The 18,411-nt window shown below is 72.1% G+C and carries 16 protein-coding genes; 4 read left to right on the plus strand and 12 right to left on the minus strand.

Annotated features, from left to right (window positions below):
• Positions 1 to 45: 45 nt before the first annotated feature.
• The 11 genes from FB554_RS07025 to uvrA all read right to left on the minus strand — a co-directional run bounded on the left by FB554_RS07025 (position 46) and on the right by uvrA (position 12,845).
• Complete coding sequence (locus FB554_RS07025; protein ID WP_142005312.1) at positions 46 to 396, minus strand: RNA polymerase-binding protein RbpA; 351 nt, start codon at positions 394 to 396, stop codon at positions 46 to 48.
• Positions 397 to 455: 59 nt separating this feature from the next.
• Positions 456 to 704, minus strand: coding sequence for a preprotein translocase subunit SecG (gene secG, locus FB554_RS07030; protein ID WP_142005313.1), 249 nt, complete (start codon positions 702 to 704; stop codon positions 456 to 458).
• Between the two features lie 112 nt (positions 705 to 816).
• Positions 817 to 1,635, minus strand: coding sequence for a triose-phosphate isomerase (gene tpiA, locus FB554_RS07035; RefSeq protein ID WP_142005314.1), 819 nt, complete (start codon positions 1,633 to 1,635; stop codon positions 817 to 819).
• Between the two features lie 2 nt (positions 1,636 to 1,637).
• Positions 1,638 to 2,834, minus strand: coding sequence for a phosphoglycerate kinase (locus tag FB554_RS07040; protein WP_142007481.1), 1,197 nt, complete (start codon positions 2,832 to 2,834; stop codon positions 1,638 to 1,640).
• A 2-nt stretch (positions 2,835 to 2,836) separates the two neighbouring features.
• The gene (gene gap / locus FB554_RS07045) at positions 2,837 to 3,841 is read right to left on the minus strand and encodes a type I glyceraldehyde-3-phosphate dehydrogenase (RefSeq protein ID WP_142005315.1); all 1,005 of its coding nucleotides are present in this window, start codon (positions 3,839 to 3,841) and stop codon (positions 2,837 to 2,839) included.
• Between the two features lie 323 nt (positions 3,842 to 4,164).
• Positions 4,165 to 5,142, minus strand: a complete 978-nt coding sequence (gene whiA, locus FB554_RS07050) for a DNA-binding protein WhiA (protein WP_142005316.1) — start codon at positions 5,140 to 5,142, stop codon at positions 4,165 to 4,167.
• Positions 5,143 to 5,226: 84 nt separating this feature from the next.
• The gene (locus FB554_RS07055) at positions 5,227 to 6,171 is read right to left on the minus strand and encodes a gluconeogenesis factor YvcK family protein (protein ID WP_142005317.1); all 945 of its coding nucleotides are present in this window, start codon (positions 6,169 to 6,171) and stop codon (positions 5,227 to 5,229) included.
• Positions 6,168 to 7,061, minus strand: a complete 894-nt coding sequence (rapZ, locus tag FB554_RS07060; RefSeq protein WP_142005318.1) for an RNase adapter RapZ — start codon at positions 7,059 to 7,061, stop codon at positions 6,168 to 6,170. The genes FB554_RS07055 and rapZ overlap by 4 nt, the downstream gene beginning before the upstream one ends.
• A 22-nt stretch (positions 7,062 to 7,083) precedes the next feature.
• Complete coding sequence (uvrC, locus tag FB554_RS07065; protein ID WP_142005319.1) at positions 7,084 to 9,093, minus strand: excinuclease ABC subunit UvrC; 2,010 nt, start codon at positions 9,091 to 9,093, stop codon at positions 7,084 to 7,086.
• 47 nt (positions 9,094 to 9,140) lie between these two features.
• Positions 9,141 to 9,656 carry a Rieske (2Fe-2S) protein gene (locus FB554_RS07070; protein ID WP_142005320.1) on the minus strand — a complete coding sequence of 172 codons (516 nt, stop codon included), beginning with the start codon at positions 9,654 to 9,656 and terminating at the stop codon, positions 9,141 to 9,143.
• A 111-nt stretch (positions 9,657 to 9,767) separates the two neighbouring features.
• Complete coding sequence (gene uvrA / locus FB554_RS07075; RefSeq protein WP_142005321.1) at positions 9,768 to 12,845, minus strand: excinuclease ABC subunit UvrA; 3,078 nt, start codon at positions 12,843 to 12,845, stop codon at positions 9,768 to 9,770.
• Positions 12,846 to 12,982: 137 nt separating this feature from the next.
• Here uvrA and FB554_RS07080 point away from each other — a divergent pair, with 137 nt between their 5' ends.
• The 4 genes from FB554_RS07080 to FB554_RS07095 are packed head-to-tail and all read left to right on the plus strand — an operon-like array spanning position 12,983 to position 17,101.
• Complete coding sequence (locus tag FB554_RS07080) at positions 12,983 to 14,815, plus strand: glycoside hydrolase family 15 protein (protein WP_142007482.1); 1,833 nt, start codon at positions 12,983 to 12,985, stop codon at positions 14,813 to 14,815.
• Positions 14,812 to 15,477 carry an MBL fold metallo-hydrolase gene (locus FB554_RS07085; RefSeq protein ID WP_142005322.1) on the plus strand — a complete coding sequence of 222 codons (666 nt, stop codon included), beginning with the start codon at positions 14,812 to 14,814 and terminating at the stop codon, positions 15,475 to 15,477. Before FB554_RS07080 ends, FB554_RS07085 begins: the two co-directional genes overlap by 4 nt.
• Positions 15,474 to 16,226: a C40 family peptidase gene (locus FB554_RS07090; protein ID WP_276488821.1), complete on the plus strand. Its 753-nt coding sequence runs from the start codon at positions 15,474 to 15,476 to the stop codon at positions 16,224 to 16,226. Before FB554_RS07085 ends, FB554_RS07090 begins: the two co-directional genes overlap by 4 nt.
• Complete coding sequence (locus FB554_RS07095) at positions 16,223 to 17,101, plus strand: EamA family transporter (protein WP_142005323.1); 879 nt, start codon at positions 16,223 to 16,225, stop codon at positions 17,099 to 17,101. Before FB554_RS07090 ends, FB554_RS07095 begins: the two co-directional genes overlap by 4 nt.
• Positions 17,102 to 17,252: 151 nt before the next feature.
• Here FB554_RS07095 and FB554_RS07100 read toward each other — a convergent pair whose 3' ends face one another.
• The gene (locus FB554_RS07100; protein ID WP_142007484.1) at positions 17,253 to 18,239 is read right to left on the minus strand and encodes a TerC family protein; all 987 of its coding nucleotides are present in this window, start codon (positions 18,237 to 18,239) and stop codon (positions 17,253 to 17,255) included.
• Between the last annotated feature and the right edge of the window lie 172 nt (positions 18,240 to 18,411).

An 18,411-nucleotide genomic window follows, 5' to 3' on the forward strand; every position in this document is an offset into this window, starting at 1 on the left:
GGGGCGTGCTCGATCTGCGTCGAGCGGCTGTGCTCGAGGCGCGGGCTACTTGATCAGGCCGCGCTCGCGCAGGGAGGAGAGCGCCTCGTCGAGGATGACGGCGCCCTCCTCGTCGCTGCGCCGCTCCTTCACGTAGGCCAGGTGGGTCTTGTAGGGCTCGACGCGCGGCGGCGCCGGCGGGTTCTCCTTGTCCTGGCCCGCGGGGAAGCCGCAGCGCGGGCAGTCCCACTGCTCCGGCAGGGCCAGACCCGGCTCCTCGGCGAAGCTGGGGCGGGTCTCGTGCCCGTTGGAGCACCAGTACGACACGACGACTCGGGGTGCGGCCTCGCCGCGCTCCGCCTCGCCCATCGGCCCGGCGCCGACACGGCTACCTCGGATGGCGTTCCCTCCGGCCATGCTGGGTTTCGCTCCTTCGATCAGTCACGGTGCCGGACGTGCGGGTCCGGCGTGCGGGCTCAGGACAGGGCCAGTCGGTCCAGCAGACCGAGCCCCACGATCGTCGCGGCCCACAGCAGGCCGACGACGACGGTGATGCGGTTGAGGTTGCGCTCGGCCATCGACGAGCCGCCCAGGTTGCTGGACACCCCGCCGCCGAACATGTCGGACAGGCCCCCGCCCTTGCCCTTGTGCATGAGGATGAGCAGGACCAGGAACAGGCCGCTGATGACCAACAGGGTCTGCAGGGCGATACGAACTGCGTCCACGGGGGGCGCCACCTCACGAGTGCTGAACGGACAGGTTCCGGGGTCACCACCCTTCCGGACGGCAACCGCTACAGGCTACACGCCACGGGCCCCGATCCCGTGGCCGCCGCGCTCAGGCGTCGGCGCCGTGGTGACTGCGGTAGCGGCAGATCGACGCGAACTCGTTCGGGTCGATCGAGGCGCCGCCGACGAGCGCGCCGTCGACGTCGGTCTGGGCCATGATCGCGGCGACGTTCGCGGCCTTGACGCTGCCGCCGTACAGCACGCGCACGCCGTCGGCCAGCTGCTGGTCGTAGCGCTCCGCGAGCCGCGCCCGGATCGCCGCGCAGACCTCCTGCGCGTCCTCGGGCGTCGCGACCTCGCCGGTGCCGATCGCCCAGACCGGCTCGTAGGCGATGACGATCGACCCGGCCTGCTCGGGGGTCAGCCCCTCGATCGCGGCGTCGAGCTGGCCGAGCACGTGCGGCACCTGCTCGCCACTCTGCCGGACCTCCAGCGGCTCCCCCACGCACAGGATCGGCGTCAGGTCGTGCCGGTAGGCCGCCTGCACCTTGTCGCGCACGACCTCGTCGGTCTCGCCGTAGAGCTCACGCCGCTCGCTGTGGCCGACGACGACGTACGTGCAGCCCAGGCGGGCCAGGAACCCGCCGGAGATCTCCCCGGTGTAGGCGCCGGAGTCGTGCTGCGACAGGTCCTGGGCGCCCAGCTTCAGCTGCAGCTTGTCGCCGTCGATCAGCGTCTGCACGGTGCGCAGGTCGGTGAACGGCGGGAGCACGGCCACCTCGACGGCCGAGAAGTCGTGGCGTCCGTCGCGCAGCGTCCAGTCCAGCTTCTGCACCAGGTGCGCGGCCTGGAGGTGGTCCAGGTTCATCTTCCAGTTGCCCGCCATGAGCGGGGTGCGCCCGGAGGTCTTGCTCGCGCTGTCGGCCATCGTCACTTCTCCAGGACGGCAAGACCCGGCAGCGTCTTGCCCTCGAGGTACTCCAGGCTTGCGCCGCCGCCGGTGGAGATGTGGGTGAAGTCGTCCTCGGCGAAGCCGAGCTCGCGCACGGCCGCGGCGGAGTCGCCGCCACCGACCACCGTTGTGGCGCCGGCCTCGGTCGCCGCGACGAGCGCCTCGGCGACCGCCTTGGTGCCGGCGGCGTAGGGAGCCATCTCGAAGGCGCCCATCGGCCCGTTCCAGAAGACCGTCCGGGCGTCCTCGATCTTGCTCGCGAACAGCGCGGCCGACTCGGGGCCGATGTCCAGACCCATCCGGTCGGCCGGGATCTGGTCGGCCGGGACGACCTCGTGGTCGGCGTCGGCGCTGAACGCCGTGGCCGCGACGATGTCGACCGGGAGCACGATCTCGACGCCGCGCTGCTCGGCCTCCTCGAGGTAGCCGCGCACGGTGTCGACCTGGTCCTCCTCCAGCAGGCTGGAGCCGACCTCGTGGCCCTGGGCCTTGAGGAAGGTGAAGACCATGCCGCCGCCGATGAGCAGCCGGTCGGCCGTCGTCAGCAGGTTGGCGATCACGCCGAGCTTGTCGCTCACCTTGGCGCCGCCGAGGGCGACGACGTACGGCCGCTGCGGGTCGGTCAGCCGCTGCAGCACCTCGACCTCGGTGACCACGAGACCACCCGCGGCGTGCGGCAGTCGCTCGGCGACGTCGTACACGCTGGCCTGCTCGCGGTGCACCACGCCGAAGCCGTCGCTGACGAACACGTCGGCGAGGCCGGCGAGCCGGTCGGCGAAGTCGGCGCGCTCCTGCGGGGTCTTGCCGGTCTCGCCGGGCTCGAAGCGCAGGTTCTCCAGCACCGCGACCTGACCGTCCTGCAGGCTGGAGACCACGCTGCGGGCCGACTCGCCGACGGTGTCCTGGGCGACGGTGACCGGGGCCCCGAGCAGCTCGCCCAGGCGCTCGGCCACCGGGCGCAGCGAGAACTGCGGGTCCGGCTTGCCCTTCGGCCGCCCGAGGTGGGCGACCACGACCACGCGCGCCCCGCGCTCGGTCAGCACCTGGATGGTCGGCACCGACGCGCGGATGCGCCCGTCGTCGGTGATCCGGCCGCCGTCCATCGGCACGTTGAGGTCGCTGCGCAGCAGCACGGTCTTGCCGCGCAGGTCCCCCAGGTCGTCGATCGTGCGCAGGGTCACTGCTTCGACCCGACGAAGGCGACGAGGTCGACCAGGCGGTTGGAGTAGCCCCACTCGTTGTCGTACCAGCCGACGACCTTGACCTGGTTGCCGATGACGCGGGTCAGGCCCGCGTCGAAGATGCACGAGTGCGGGTCGGTGACGATGTCGGAGGAGACGATCTCGTCCTCGGTGTACTTCAGGATGCCCTTGAGCGGGCCCTCCGCCGCCTTCTTCATCGCGGCGTTGACCTCCTCGACGGTGGTGTCGCGGGGGGCCTCGAAGGTGAGGTCGGTGGCCGAGCCGGTCGGGACCGGGACGCGCAGCGCGAAGCCGTCGAGCTTGCCCTTCAGCTCGGGCAGCACCAGGCCGATGGCCTTCGCGGCGCCGGTGGAGGTCGGCACGATGTTGATCGCGGCGGCGCGGGCGCGGCGCAGGTCCTTGTGCGGGCCGTCCTGCAGGTTCTGGTCCTGGGTGTAGGCGTGCACCGTGGTCATCAGACCGCGCTCGATGCCCAGCTCGTCGTTGAGCACCTTGGCCATCGGGCCGAGGCAGTTGGTGGTGCAGGAGGCGTTGCTGATGATGGTGTCGGTCGCCGGGTCGAACGCGTCCTCGTTGACGCCCATGACGATGGTGACGTCCTCGTTCTTCGCGGGCGCGGAGATGATGACCCGCTTGGCGCCGCCGTCGATGTGCGCCTTGGCCTTCTCGGCGTCGGTGAACAGACCGGTGGACTCGATCACGATGTCGACGTCGAGCTCGCCCCACGGGAGCTTGCTCGGGTCCTTCTCGGCGAAGCTCTTGATGACCTTGTCGCCGACCTTGATGCCGCCCTCGACGACCTCGACCGGCTCGTCGAGACGACCCAGGATCGTGTCGTACTTCAGCAGGTGGGCCTGCGTCTCGTCGTCGCCGAGGTCGTTGAACGCCACGACCTCGATGTCGGCGTCGGAGGCGAGCACCGCCCGGAAGAAGTTGCGGCCGATGCGGCCGAAGCCGTTGATGCCAACGCGGACAGTCACGATTCAGGGTCCTTCCGAAAGTGGGAGGCCACGCGATCGGGCGCGGCCGGAGCCGTTCCCGAGCCTAGTAGAGCCCCGGCACCGCCCGGCATCCGGCTCAACAGCCGGTAAGCGAGCGTTCACCCCCGCCCCAGCGCGCATGAAACCCGGTTACGTGGCTTTGACCTCAATGCATCGGGGTCAAAGCCACGTAACCCGGTTTCATGCGTTCGGACCCGACAGGCCGGAGCACGGCTCGGCGACGATGCCGGCAGGCCGGAGCGTGCGACGGGCGGCCGGAGCGTGCGACGGGCGGCCGGAGGAGGAGCCGAGGCAGAAAGGAATCAGTCCAGCATCTCGGGGGTGAGGTTGGCGTTGGTGCCGGGGACGCCCTGCTCCTCGGCGCGCTTGTCGGCCATGGCGAGGAGGCGGCGGATGCGTCCGGCGACGGCGTCCTTGGTCATCGGCGGGTCGGCGAGCTGGCCGAGCTCTTCGAGGCTGGCCTGCTTGTGCTCGGTGCGCAGCCGCCCGGCCTCGGCGAGGTGGTCGGGGACCTCGTCGCCGAGGATCTCCAGCGCGCGCTCGACCCGGGAGCCGGCGGCGACGGCGGCGCGGGCGGAGCGGCGCAGGTTGGCGTCGTCGAAGTTCGCGAGCCGGTTGGCGGTGGCGCGCACCTCGCGGCGCATGCGGCGCTCCTCCCACTCCAGCACGGCCTCGTGCGAACCGAGCCGGGTGAGGATCGCACTGATGGCGTCGCCGTCGCGGATCACGACGCGGTCGACCCCGCGCACCTCGCGGGCCTTGGCCTGCACGCCGAGCCGGCGCGCCGCGCCGACGAGGGCGAGGGCGACCTCGGGTCCGGGGCTGGTGACCTCGAGCGAGCTGGACCGGCCCGGCTCGGTGAGCGAACCGTGCGCCAGGAACGCGCCGCGCCAGGCGGCCTCGGCGTCGCAGGCCGCGCCCCGCACGACCTTGGCAGGGAGGCCGCGCACCGGACGTCCGCTGCCGTCGACGAGACCGGTCTGCCGGGCGAGGGTCTCACCCTCGCCGGCGACGCGGACGACGTAGCGGGTGCTCTTGCGGATGCCCGCGCCGGACAGCACCATCAGCTCGCTCTCGTGGCCGTAGACCTCGGCGATGTGGTGACGCAGCCGACGCGCGGCGCTCGCGGTGTCGAGCTCGGCCTCGACGACGATGCGCCCGCCGACGATGTGCAGGCCCCCGGCGAACCGGAGCATGGCGGCGATCTCGGCTTTGCGGCAGCAGGTCTTGGTGATCGGGAACCTGCTCAGCTCGTCCTTGACCTTCGCCGTCATGGCCATGCGGCTCATCCTCTCACTGCGGTGTGGTGGAAGTGCGTCGGCCGGACGACGCGACGAGGCAGCGTAACGCCGTCTCCTGGAAGGTCATTCCATGATGTCGCGGTAGGCCGCGGCGAGCCGGAGGGTGTCGTGCGTGCCGGGGTGGTCGGGGTCGGCGACGGCCGAGAGCGAGACCTCCGCGCCCATCTCCTGGGCCCGGGCGCGCAAACCGTCGAGACCGTCGCCGACGGCGCTCGGGTCGGCGAGGACGACGTCCAGGTGCAGGTCGGCGGCGTGCTCGGTGAGCACCTGCAGGTGGTCGGCGGGCGTGAAGCCTCGGCTCTCGCCGCTGTCGAGCACCATGTTGAGGGTGAGCAGCCGGCGGGCGCGGGTGTGCACGAGCGCCTCGCGCAGCTCGGGCACCAGCAGGTGCGGCATGACCGAGGTGAACCAGGAGCCCGGTCCGAGGATGACCCAGTCGGCGTCGTAGATCGCCTGCACGGCCTCGGCGCACGCGGCCGGCGGGTCGGGGTCGAGGTGGACGCCCAGCACCTGCCCGGGGCTGGTCGCGAGCCGCACCTGGCCGACCACCTGCTCGACCTCGTCGGGGCGCTCGGGGTCGTCGCCGCGCACGGTGCCGCCGATGCGCACCGGCTCGATGGCCATGGGCAGCACCCGGCCCCGCGCCCCCAGCAGCCGCCCGACCAGGTCGAGCCCGGCCACGGGGTCGCCGAGCAGGTCCCACAGCGAGGCGATGATCAGGTTGCCCAGCGCGTGACCGCCGAGCGGCCCGTCGCCCGGGAAGCGGTGCTGCAGGGCGTCGCGCCACTGCAGCCCCCAGTCGGTCGTGCTGCACAGCGCGGCCAGCGCCATGCGCAGGTCGCCCGGCGGGAGGATGTCGAACTCCTCGCGCAGCCGGCCGCTGGAGCCGCCGTCGTCGGCGACGGTCACGACCGCGGTGATGCCGTCGGTGACGTGCTGGAGCGCCTGGAGAGAGGCGTACAGACCGTGGCCGCCGCCGAGCGCGGCCACCTGGAGCCGGCGGGTCATTCGCGCCCCAGATCGCGGTGGACGACCACCGTGCCGATGTCGGGACTCTGGATGCGCCGGCCGAGCTCCTCGGCCATCGCCACCGAGCGGTGCTTGCCGCCGGTGCAGCCGACGGCGAGCGTGACGTAGCTGCGGCCCTCGCGCAGGTAGCCGGCGGTGACCGGCTCGAGCAGGTCCAGGACCCGGTCGACGAACTCCTGGGCGCCCGGCTGCGCGAGCACGAAGTCGGCGACCACGGCGTCCTTGCCGGTGAACGGGCGCAGCGCGGGGTCCCAGTACGGGTTGGGCAGGAACCGCATGTCGAAGACCATGTCGGCGTCGAGGGGCAGGCCGTACTTGAAGCCGAACGACATCACGGCGATGCGCAGCGGCACCCGGTCGTCGCCGCCGACCAGCTGCTGGATCTTGGCGGTGAGCTGGTGCACGTTGAGACCGCTGGTGTCGATCAGCAGGTCGGCGTTGGCGCGCAGGTCGCGCAGCATCTCGCGCTCGCGGATGATGCCGTCGAGCATCCGGCCGTCGTCCTGCAGCGGGTGCGGCCGGCGCACCGACTCGAAGCGGCGCACGAGCGACTCGTCGGTGGCGTCGACGAAGACCAGGGTCGGCAGGTAGCCGTGGTCGCGCAGCCGGTCGAGGCCGTCGCGGAAGTCGGTGAAGAACGCGCGGCTGCGCACGTCGACCACCGCGGCCAGCCGCAGGCCGTCCTCGCCGACGTCGTCGCGCTCGAGCAGCTCGGCCATGGGCACGAGCATCTGCGGGGGGAGGTTGTCGATGACGTACCAGCCGCTGTCCTCGAGCACGTTGGCCACGGTCGAGCGGCCGGCACCGCTCATCCCGGTGACGATGAGCAGCTCGCGGGTGCGCGCCTCGGGCGGCTCGGTCTCGTCCATGTGCGGTGCTCTCCCGGCTGGTTCAGTCGACGATCTCGCCGGTGGTCAGGTTGACCGCCGGGGTGGACTCGGCGTCGCCGTCGTGCAGTGCGGCGTGGATGCTCGCGGCCAGCGTAGGGCCCACGCCGCGCACCTGCGTGATGTCCTCGACGCTCGCGGCCCGCAGCTTCTTGACCGAGCCGAAGTGCTTGAGCAGCGCGGCCTGGCGCGCCTCCCCCAACCCCGGTATGCCGTCGAGGGCCGAGCGGGTCATCGCGCTGGAGCGACGCTGCCGGTGGAAGGTGATCGCGAACCGGTGCGCCTCGTCGCGCACCCGCTGCAGCAGGTAGAGGCCCTCGCTGGTGCGCGGCAGCAGCACCGGGAACTCGTCGTCGGGCAGCCAGACCTCCTCGAGGCGCTTCGCCAGGCCGACCACGGCGACGTCGTCGATGCCGACGGAGTCCAGCACCCGCCGGGCCGCCTGGACCTGGGGGCGACCGCCGTCGACGACGACCAGCTGCGGTGGGTAGGCGAAGCGCCGGGGCCGCCCGGTCGTCTCGTCGATGGGTCCGCTGCGGGTGACCTCGTCGTCGCCCTCGGCGCCGACACCCTCGACGTCGCCCGCCTGGTCGCGGTCGTCGAGGTAGCGACGGAAGCGGCGGCCGAGCACCTCGGCCATCGCCGCGGTGTCGTCGCGCCGGACCGAGCCGTCGGCCTGCACCTCGCCCTGCACGATGAACCGGCGGTACTCCCCCTTGCGGGGCAGGCCGTCCTCGAAGACCACCATCGAGGCCACCACGTTGGTGCCCTGCACGTGGCTGACGTCGAAGCACTCGATGCGCAGCGGCGCCTGGTCCAGGTCGAGGGCCTGCTGCAGCTCCTCGAGCGCCTGGCTGCGCGCGGTGAGGTCGCCCGCCCGCGCCACCTTGTGCCGGGCCAGTGCCTGCTGCGCGTTGCGCTCGACGGTGGCCATCAGGGTGCGCTTGTCGCCGCGCTGCGGCACCCGCAGGTCGACCCGCGCGCCGCGCAGCGCGCCGAGCCAGGCGGCGACGGACTCGGAGTCGGGCGGCAGCACCGGCACGAGCACCTCGCGCGGCACGCCCTCGGGCGACTCGCCGCCGTAGACCTGCTGCAGCAGGTGCTCGATGACCTCGGGCTGCCCGACGTCGCCCTCGGACTGGGTCTCGGCCACCCAGCCGCGCTGGCCGCGCACGCGTCCCCCGCGGACGTGGAACACCTGCACGGCGGCCTCGAGCTCGTCGGAGCTGACGCCGAACACGTCGGCGTCGGTCGCGTCGCCGAGCACCACCGCCGAGCGCTCGAGCGCCTTGTCGAGCGCCTGCAGGTCGTCGCGGCGCCGGGCCGCGGTCTCGAAGTCGAGGTCGGCGCTGGCGGCGCGCATCTGCCGCTCCAGCCGCTTGACGAACTTGGCGGTGGAACCGGCCATGAAGTCGCAGAAGTCCTCGGCGATCTCGCGATGCTCCTGCGGCGTCACCCGCCCGACGCAGGGCGCGGAGCACTTGTCGATGTAGCCGAGCAGGCACGGGCGGCCGACCTGCTCGGCCCGCTTGAACACACCGTTGCTGCAGGTGCGCACCGGGAAGACGCGCAGCAGCTGGTCGAGCGTCTCGCGGATGGCCCAGGCGTGGGCGTACGGCCCGAAGTAGCGGGTGCCCTTGCGCTTGCGACCGCGCATGACCTGGGCCCGCGGGAACTCCTCGCCCATCGTGACGGCGAGGTAGGGATAGGACTTGTCGTCGCGGTACTTGACGTTGAACCGCGGGTCGAACTCCTTGATCCAGGAGTACTCCAGCTGCAGGGCCTCGACCTCGTTGCGCACCACGGTCCACTCGACGCTCGCGCCGGTGAGCACCATCGTGCGGGTGCGCGGGTGCAGGGCCGCCAGGTCCTGGAAGTACGACGACAGCCGGCTGCGCAGGGACTTCGCCTTGCCGACGTAGATGACCCGGCCGTCCTTGTCGCGGAACCGGTAGACGCCGGGATCGACCGGGATCTCCCCCGGCTTCGGGCGGTATGTCGACGGGTCGGCCACGCCCCCACCCTACGAACCGGGTGCGACAGCCGCGCGGCCGCCGGGGATCAGCCGATGCGCAGCGTGGACCCCTCGACGGTCACCTGCTTGGCCGCGAGCGGAGCCTCGGCCGGCCCCTTCTCGACCGCACCCGTCTCGGCGTTGAACACGCTTCCGTGACAAGGGCATTCGATCTTTCCGGCCGCGACCTGGTCGACGAGGCACTGCTCGTGGGTGCAGACCGCGGTGAACGCCTTGAACTGTCCCTGCGTGGGCTGGGTGACGACCACCTTGGCACCCTCGTCGACATAGCCGCCGCCGACCGGGACCTGCGAGGTCTGCACGGTCGCACCGCCACCGCCACCGCTGCCCGAGCCGCCGGCCGCGGGAGCGCTGGAGCCCCCGGCCGGCGCGCTGGAGGTCGCGCCGGACCCACCGTCGGAGCCGCCGCAGGCGGCCAGGCCGGTCGCCGCCGCCAGGGTCGCCCCGCCGGTGAGGACGCGCCGGCGGCTGTGCCCGCCCGCCCCCGGCTGCTGCTCGATGCGCTCGTCGCGTGCTGCGGGAGTCGTGGGCTGCTGGTCCATGGTGCGCTCCTCCGCCGGGGTGCGGTCGGGACGTTCCCGACCCGGTTGTTGAACCATCCAGCGTCCGGGCACACCGCAGGAGTTCCGGGAGCGGCCGATCCCGCGACCTCGTCAGGCCGACCGACGCGTCGACCTGCGGGCCGCCGGCTGCTTGCGGCCGCCGCTGGAGGACCTGCCGCCACTCGCCGACTTCTTCGTCGCGGACGCCTTCGCCCCGCTCTTCGCCGCGCCGCCCGAGGACTTTCCGGAGGAGGCGCGCTGCTGGCTGGGACGGACCCCGCCCGCCCCCTTGGCGAGCACCGGGCCGAGGAACCGGCCGGTGTGGCTCTCGGCCACCTGGGCGACCTGCTCGGGCGTGCCCTCGGCCACGACCGTGCCGCCGCCGTTGCCGCCCTCGGGGCCCATGTCGACGATCCAGTCGGCGCTCTTGATCACGTCGAGGTTGTGCTCGATGACGATGACCGTGTTGCCCTTGTCGACCAGCCCCTGCAGCACGCCGAGCAGCTTGCGGATGTCCTCGAAGTGCAGGCCGGTGGTCGGCTCGTCCAGGACATAGACCGTGCGGCCGGTCGACCGCTTCTGCAGCTCGGCCGCGAGCTTGACCCGCTGCGCCTCACCGCCGGACAGCGTGGGCGCCGGCTGCCCCAGCCGGACGTAGCCGAGGCCGACGTCGACCAGCGTCTTCATGTGCCGGCTGATCGCCGGGACCGCCGCGAAGAACTCGGCGGCCTCCTCGATCGGCATGTCGAGCACGTCGGAGATCGTCTTGCCCTTGAAGTGGACCTCGAGCGTCTCGCGGTTGTAGCGGGCGCCGTGGCACACCTCGCACGGGACGTAGACGTCGGGCAGGAAGTTCATCTCGATCTTGATGGTCCCGTCGCCGCTGCACGCCTCGCAGCGACCGCCCTTGACGTTGAAGGAGAACCGGCCCGGCTGGTAGCCGCGCACCTTGGCCTCGGTGGTCTCGGCGAACAGCCGGCGCACGTGGTCGAAGACCCCGGTGTAGGTCGCCGGGTTGCTGCGCGGCGTGCGGCCGATCGGGCTCTGGTCGACGTGCACCACCTTGTCGAGCTCGTCCAGCCCCTCGACGGTGCGGTGCCGGCCCGGCACGTGCCGGGCGCCGTTGAGCTGGTTGGCGAGCACGCGGTAGAGGACGTCGTTGACCAGCGTCGACTTGCCCGAGCCGGAGACCCCGGTGACGGCGACGAAGCTGCCGAGCGGGAAGCGTACGTCGATGTCGCGCAGGTTGTGCTCGCGCGCTCCGCGCACGGTCACCACGCGGCCGTCCTGCGGACGCCGCACGGTCGGGGTCGGGATCTCCTCGCGCCCGGCGAGGTAGGCGCCGGTGAGCGAGTCGGGCTGCTCGAGCAGGCCCGCGACGGGCCCGGAGTGCACCACCCGGCCACCGTGCTCGCCGGCGCCCGGGCCGATGTCGACGACCCAGTCGGCCGTCGCGATGGTGTCTTCGTCGTGCTCGACCACGATCAGCGTGTTGCCGAGGTCGCGCAGCCGGGTCAGGGTCTCGATCAGCCGGTGGTTGTCTCGCTGGTGCAGCCCGATCGACGGCTCGTCGAGGACGTAGAGCACCCCGACGAGGCCGGAGCCGATCTGCGTGGCGAGCCGGATGCGCTGCGCCTCGCCGCCGGACAGGGTGCCGGCGGGGCGGTCGAGCGAGAGGTAGTCGAGGCCGACGTCGAGCAGGAAGCCCAGCCGCGCGTCGATCTCCTTGATCACCCGCTCGGCGATCTGCTGCTCGCGCGCGGTGAAGTCGACGGTGTCGAGGAAGCCGGCCGCCTCGGCGATCGGCAGCGCGCTCACCTCGGCGATCGACTTGCCGCCGACGGTGACGGCGAGCACCTCGGGCTTGAGCCGCGCGCCGTGGCACACCGGGCACGGGACCTCGCGCATGTAGCCCTCGTAGCGCTCGCGGCTCCAGTCGCTCTCGGTCTCCTCGTGCCGGCGCTTGACGAAGGTGATCACGCCCTCGAAGCCCGTGGAGTAGCTGCGCTCGCGGCCGTAGCGGCTGCGGTAGCGGACGTGGACCTTGTGGTTCTTGCCGTGCAGCAACGCCTCGACGGCCCGGTCGGGCAGCGAGGACCAGGGCTGGTCGAGCGAGAACTTCAGGTCCTCGGCGAGCGCGCCGATGACCCGCTCGTAGTAGTCGTTGAGCCCCTGGCCCTGCGCCCACGGCAGGATCGCGCCCTCGCGGATCGACTTGTCCTGGTCGGGCACGACCAGGTCGGGGTCGACCTCGAGCTCGGTGCCGATGCCGGTGCACGCCGGGCAGGCGCCGAACGGACTGTTGAACGAGAACGAGCGCGGCTCGACGTCGTCGAGGGCGAGCGGGTGCCCGTTGGGGCAGGCGAGCTTCTCGGAGAAGCGTCGCTCCTGCGGACGGTCGGGGTCGTCGGCGGCGGCGTCGACGAACTCGATGACCACGACGCCGGAGGCGAGCCCCAGCGCCGTCTCGACCGAGTCGGTGAGCCGCTGCTTGCCGCTGGCGTCGTCGGGCCCGCGCGCGACGAGCCGGTCGACGACCACGTCGATCGAGTGCTTCTTCTGCTTGGCCAGCTTCGGCGGGTCGGTCAGGGTGACGGTCTCGCCGTCGACCCGGGCGCGGGAGTATCCCTTGCTCTGCAGCTCGGCGAACAGGTCGACGAACTCGCCCTTGCGCTCGCGCACCACGGGCGCGAGCACCTGGAAGCGGGTGCGGTCGGGCAGCTCGAGCAGCTGGTCGACGATCTGCTGCGGGGTCTGCCGGGTGACCGGCTGGCCGCACACCGGGCAGTGCGGGCGGCCCGCGCGCGCGAACAGCAGCCGGAGGTAGTCGTAGACCTCCGTGATGGTGCCGACGGTCGAGCGCGGGTTGCGGTTGGTCGACTTCTGGTCGATCGACACCGCCGGCGACAGGCCCTCGATGAAGTCGACGTCGGGCTTGTCCATCTGCCCGAGGAACTGCCGGGCGTACGCCGACAGGGACTCGACATAACGACGCTGGCCCTCGGCGAAGATCGTGTCGAACGCCAGCGAGGACTTGCCCGAGCCGGACAGGCCGGTGAACACCACGAGGCTGTCGCGGGGCAGGTCGACCGAGATGTTCTTGAGGTTGTGCTCGCGGGCGCCGCGGACCCGCAGGTGGTCGCGCGCGGAGGGGGTCGGTGCAGGGGTGGCAGATGGCACGACGACCATGCTAGGTCCGCCCACCGACAGCCCCTGCCGCCGACCGAGCCACCCCCTCCCTGCGGAGGGGATCGCGCGGCGTGCGCGAGGTCACCGGCCGCGCCTGTTACGCACCTGGCCACCGGCGCGCCTACCCTTTCGGGGTGATTGATCAGACCAATCGGACGCCGATCGAGGACTACGCCGTCATCGGCGACACCGAGACCGCAGCCCTGGTGAGCAAGGACGGCTCGCTGGACTGGCTGTGCATCCCCCGGTTCGACTCCCCCGCCTGCTTCTCCGCCCTGCTCGGCACCCCCGAGAACGGCCGCTGGTTCCTCGGCCCCTGCGAGCCCGCCGCCACCACCACCCGCACCTACCGCGGGAACTCCTCGGTGCTGGAGACCACGCACACGACCGACACCGGTGTCGTGAAGGTCACCGACCTGATGCCGCTCGGCGACAACCGCGCCGACATCGTGCGCGTCGTGGAGTGCCTCGAGGGCGAGGTGCGCATGTGCCACGAGTGGGTCGTGCGCTTCGGCTACGGCAAGGTCCGCCCGTGGGTGCAGCACCACCAGGGCCACGAGCGCGACCAGGAGGTCATCGTCGCGATCGCCGGGCCCGACATGCTCCTCTTCCGCGGCACCCGCCTGCCGCACGCCGAGGACGGCCACCACCGCGACGAGTGGACGATCAAGGCCGGGGAGCGCGAGCAGTTCAGCCTCACCTGGTTCGCGTCGTGGAAGCCGATCCCGCCGCCGCTGAACATCCCCGGCCGCATCGAGGACACCGTCAGCCAGTCGGAGGAGTGGGCCTCGCACTGCCACTACCGCGGGCCGTACGAGGCGCAGGTCGTGCGCTCGCTGCTGGTGCTGCGGCTGCTCACCGACACCCGTCGCGGCGGCATCGTCGCCGCCCCCACCACGAGCCTCCCCGAGGACTTCGGCGGCGAGCGCAACTGGGACTACCGCTACTGCTGGCTGCGCGACGCCTCGCTCACGCTGGAGGCGCTGCTGGCCACCGGCTACACCACCGAGACCAAGCTGTGGCGCGACTGGCTGGTGCGCGCGCTCGCCGGCGACCCGCAGGACATGCAGATCATGTACGCCGTCGACGGCGGCCGCGAGCTGCCCGAGCGGGAGCTGGACCACCTGCCGGGCTACGCCGACTCCCGCCCGGTGCGCGTGGGCAACGGCGCGGTCAACCAGAAGCAGACCGACGTGCTCGGCGAGGTGATGATCGCTCTCGAGATGGCCCGGCAGCGCGGCCTGCCCGAGACCGAGCAGTCCTGGGCGGTGCAGCGCGCGCTGGTCGACTCGCTCGTGTCGCACTGGGACCAGCCCGACAACGGCCTGTGGGAGATCCGCGGCCCGCTGCGCCACTTCACCCACTCCCGGGTCATGGTCTGGGCGGCGTTCGACCGGGCGATCAAGGCGGTCGAGGACCACGGCTACGAGGGCGACGTCGACACCTGGCGCGACATGCGCGACAAGGTGCACGCCGAGGTGCTCGACCGCGGCTTCGACCCCGAGCGGGGCAGCTTCCGGCAGCACTACGACACCTCCGAGGTCGACGCCTCGCTGCTCACCATCCCGATCGTGGGCTTCCTGCCCGGCGACGACCCGCGCGTGCTCGGCACCATCGCCGCGATCGAGGAGGACCTGATGCGCGACGGGCTGCTGCTGCGCTACCGCACGCAGACCGGCGTCGACGGCCTCTCCGGCGACGAGCACCCGTTCCTCGCCTGCTCCTTCTGGCTGGTGTCGGCGTACGCCCTCGCCGGCGAGGTCGACAAGGCCACCGCGCTGATGGACCGGCTCATCGGGCTGTGCAACGAGGTGGGCCTGCTGTCGGAGGAGTACGACACCCACCAGGACCGGATGGCCGGCAACTACCCCCAGGCGTTCAGCCACCTCACCCTCGTCACCGCGGCCGTGCACCTCGCCGAGGCCGAGGGCTTCGCGGCCCCCGTGCCGCTGGAAGGAGTCCACCGATGAGCTACGACGGCAAGGTCACCCCGGGCGGTCCAGCCCAGGTGCGCGAGCTGGACGGGCTGACGCTGCGCAAGCTCGCCGTGTCCGACATGAGCAACAACGCCTACCTGCTGACCTGCACCGCCACCGGCGCCCAGCTGCTGGTCGACGCGGCCGACGACGCTGCCCGTCTCGAGCAGCTCGTGGCCGAGGGCAGCGGCCGGCTCGACGCGATCGCGACGACGCACCGGCACTTCGACCACACCCGGGCGCTCGCCGAGCTGGCCGGGTCGACGGGCGCGAGGACGTACGCCGGGCGGGCCGACGCCGACGACCTGCCGCACCCGACCGACCAGCCGCTCGACCACGGCGACCAGATCTCGTTCGGCGACGTCACGCTCGAGGTCGTCGAGCTGCGCGGCCACACGCCCGGCGGCATCGCCCTGGCCTACCGCGAGCCGTCCGGCGCCGTGCACCTGCTCACCGGCGACAGCCTGTTCCCGGGCGGCGTCGGAGCGACGAATCACTATGACTACCAGTCGTTCCCGCAGCTCATCGACGACGTCGAGGAGCGACTGTTCGGGGCGTACGACGACGACACCTGGGTCTATCCCGGCCACGGCGACGACACGACCCTCGGCGCCGAGCGGCCGCAGCTGGGCGAGTGGCGGGAGCGGGGCTGGTGAACGTCGCGCACGTCGGCGTGCCGGTGTCGGTGCTGTGGCGCGGCCCCGACGTGGCCCGCGCCGTCGACGCGCCCGTGCTGCGCGACGAGCCCGACCACGCCGCGTGGCTCGCGGCGATGGACGCCGACGGCGTCGCCGAGGCCGACAGCCGGTTCGGGCTCGACGGCCGCATCGACTCCCAGGTGCTCGCCGACGAGCCGGTCGTGGTGCTCGCGCAGTCCGACGGCTGGTCGCAGGTGATCGCCCCCTGGCAGCCGAGCCGGCACGACCCGCGCGGCTACCCCGGCTTCGTGCGCACCAGCCACCTCGAGCCCGCTGACCCCGGCGCGGGGTTCGAGCGCACCGTCCCGGCCGCCGAGCAGCGCCCCGACCCGCTCGCCTTCGTCGAGGGCGCCCGGGCCTACCTCGGGCTGCCCTACCTGTGGGGCGGGGTCAGCCCCACCGCGCTGGACTGCTCGGGGCTGGTGCACCTGGTCGCGCGCGAGCTCGGGCTCACCGTGCCCCGTGACGCCGACGACCAGCAGGTCGCGTGCGTCCCGGTCGAGCTGGGCGCCGAGCAGCCGGGCGACCTCTACTTCTTCGCCCACCCCGGCAGGACGATCCACCACGTCGGCATCGCCGTCGGTGCCGGGCGCATGCTGCACGCCCCCGGCACCGGCACCCGCGTCGTCGAGGAGGAGATGTCGCAGGACCGCAAGGACACCCTCGTCGGCGCGGGCCGGCTTCCCGGGCTGCACGCCGGCGCATGACCGAGCCCGCGACGGGCGACCAGCGCCGGGCGCTGCTGCTGGTCCTGGTCGCGGTCGGGTCGGTCCAGCTCGGCGGCGCGCTCGCCGCCACCCTCATCCCCGAGGTCGGGGTCGTCGGCTCGGTGGCGCTGCGCATCGCGATCGGCGCGGCGATCCTGCTCGCGTGGGCCCGGCCCCGGCTGCGCGGGCGCAGCCGCTCCGACTGGGTGTCCGTCGCGACGTACGCCGGCGTCCTGACCCTGATGAACCTCACCTTCTACGCCTCGCTCGAGCGGCTGCCCATCGGCGTCGCGGTGACGATCGAGTTCATCGGGCCGCTCACCCTCGCGCTGGTGCTCTCCCGCCGCGCGGCCGACCTGGTCGGGGTGGCCGCGGCCGCGGCCGGCGTGGTGCTCGTGAGCGGCGCGGTCGACACCTCCTGGTCCGAGCTGGACCTGCTCGGCATCGCCCTGGCACTCACCGCCGGCGCCTGCTGGGCCGGCTACATCCTGGCCAGCCGCCGGGTCGGGGTGCGCTTCGAGCAGATCGACGGCCTGGCGCTCGGGCTCGCGCTGTCGACGCTGGTCATGGTCCCGCTGGGCGCGATCACCGCCGGCGGCAGCCTGCTGCAGGGCGACGTGCTGCTCAAGGGGCTCGGCATCGCGATCCTGTCCTCGGCCCTGCCCTACTCCCTGGAGCTGGTGGCGCTGCGCACGCTGCGCCCCAACGTCTTCGGGATCCTGCTCAGCCTCGAGCCGGCCGCGGCCGCGCTCGCCGGCCTCCTCGTGCTCGGCCAGACCCTGTCGGCCGTGCGCATCGCCGGGATGCTGCTGGTCGTGGCGGCCAGCGCGGTGGTGCTGGGCCGGCGCCCGGCCCCGCCCGCCGCCGAGAGCTGACCGGCCGGGGCGAGCCCGGCGTACGGGCTGCTCCTGCCCCGCGAGCCCCGCGCAGCAGCACGGCTCTGCGCAACCCAGCCCGTACGTACGCCGCGGGGCGGGCAGGCTCCTCGCCTGCCCGCCCCGCGGGTGTCACGTCGTGCGCGCCGGGTCAGCCAGCGGCGTTGATCCGCTCGTCGCGCCGCGTCTTGATCAGGCTCGCGACCGCGGTGATGGCCAGGATGCCGATGATGACCGTCAGCGACAGCCAGATCGGGACCTCCGGGACGGGCAGGCCCTCGCCACCGTTGATGAACGGCAGGTTGTTCTCGTGCAGGGCGTGCAGGATCAGCTTCACGCCGATGAAGGCGAGCAGCACCGACAGGCCCAGGCTCAGGTAGACCAGCTTCTTCAGCAGACCGCCGATGAGGAAGTACAGCTGACGCAGACCCATCAGGGCGAAGATGTTGGCCATCAGCACCAGGAACGGGTCCTGGGTCAGACCGAAGATCGCCGGGATCGAGTCGAGCGCGAACAGCAGGTCGGTGGTGCCGAGCGCCAGGATCACCAGGAACATCGGGGTGTAGACCTTGGCGCCCTTGCTGTCGAGGGTGCGGATCTTGGTGCCGGCGTCCCAGCTGTCGGTGAACGGCAGCCGCTTCTTGGCGAACTTGACGACCGCGTTGTCGCCTTCGTCGTGCTCCTCCTCGTGGGCGGCGTACTCCTTGGCGAGCTTGATCGCCGTGTAGATGAGGAACGCGCCGAAGATGTAGAAGATCCACGCGGCGGCGTTGATCGCCTGGGCACCGATGAGGATGAAGATCGCGCGCAGGATCAGCGCGATGACGATGCCGACGAGCAGGGCGTACTGCTGGTACTGCCGCGGCACGTTGAACTTCGCCATGATGATGAGGAAGACGAAGAGGTTGTCGATCGACAACGAGTACTCCGTCAGCCAGCCGGCGAGGTACTCACCGCCGAGCGTGGCGCCGCCGGCGACCCAGACATAGACACCGAACAGCAGCGCGAGGCTGATGTAGATGCCGAGCGCGAGCCCGGTCTCCCGGTTGCTGGGGACGTGCGGCCGGCGACCCAGCACCACCACGTCGAAGATCAGGATGAGGATCGTCGCCGCGACGACGAGGCCGATGACCCACATCGGCGCGAAGGAATTGGCAAACGCCACGAATGGCACCTTTCGTCTGGAAGGAAGGACACTGCCAGCCGTTCTCGCATCGTACGGCGAGAGCGCGTGCGCATGAGGGAACGGCTGGAGGTCTCTCCCGACCCTTGAGTCACAGGGGTCCGCCCAGCCCGGGCCGAAGCCGTGA

It is taken from the genome of Barrientosiimonas humi (assembly GCF_006716095.1).
GTDB lineage: Bacteria > Actinomycetota > Actinomycetes > Actinomycetales > Dermatophilaceae > Barrientosiimonas > Barrientosiimonas humi.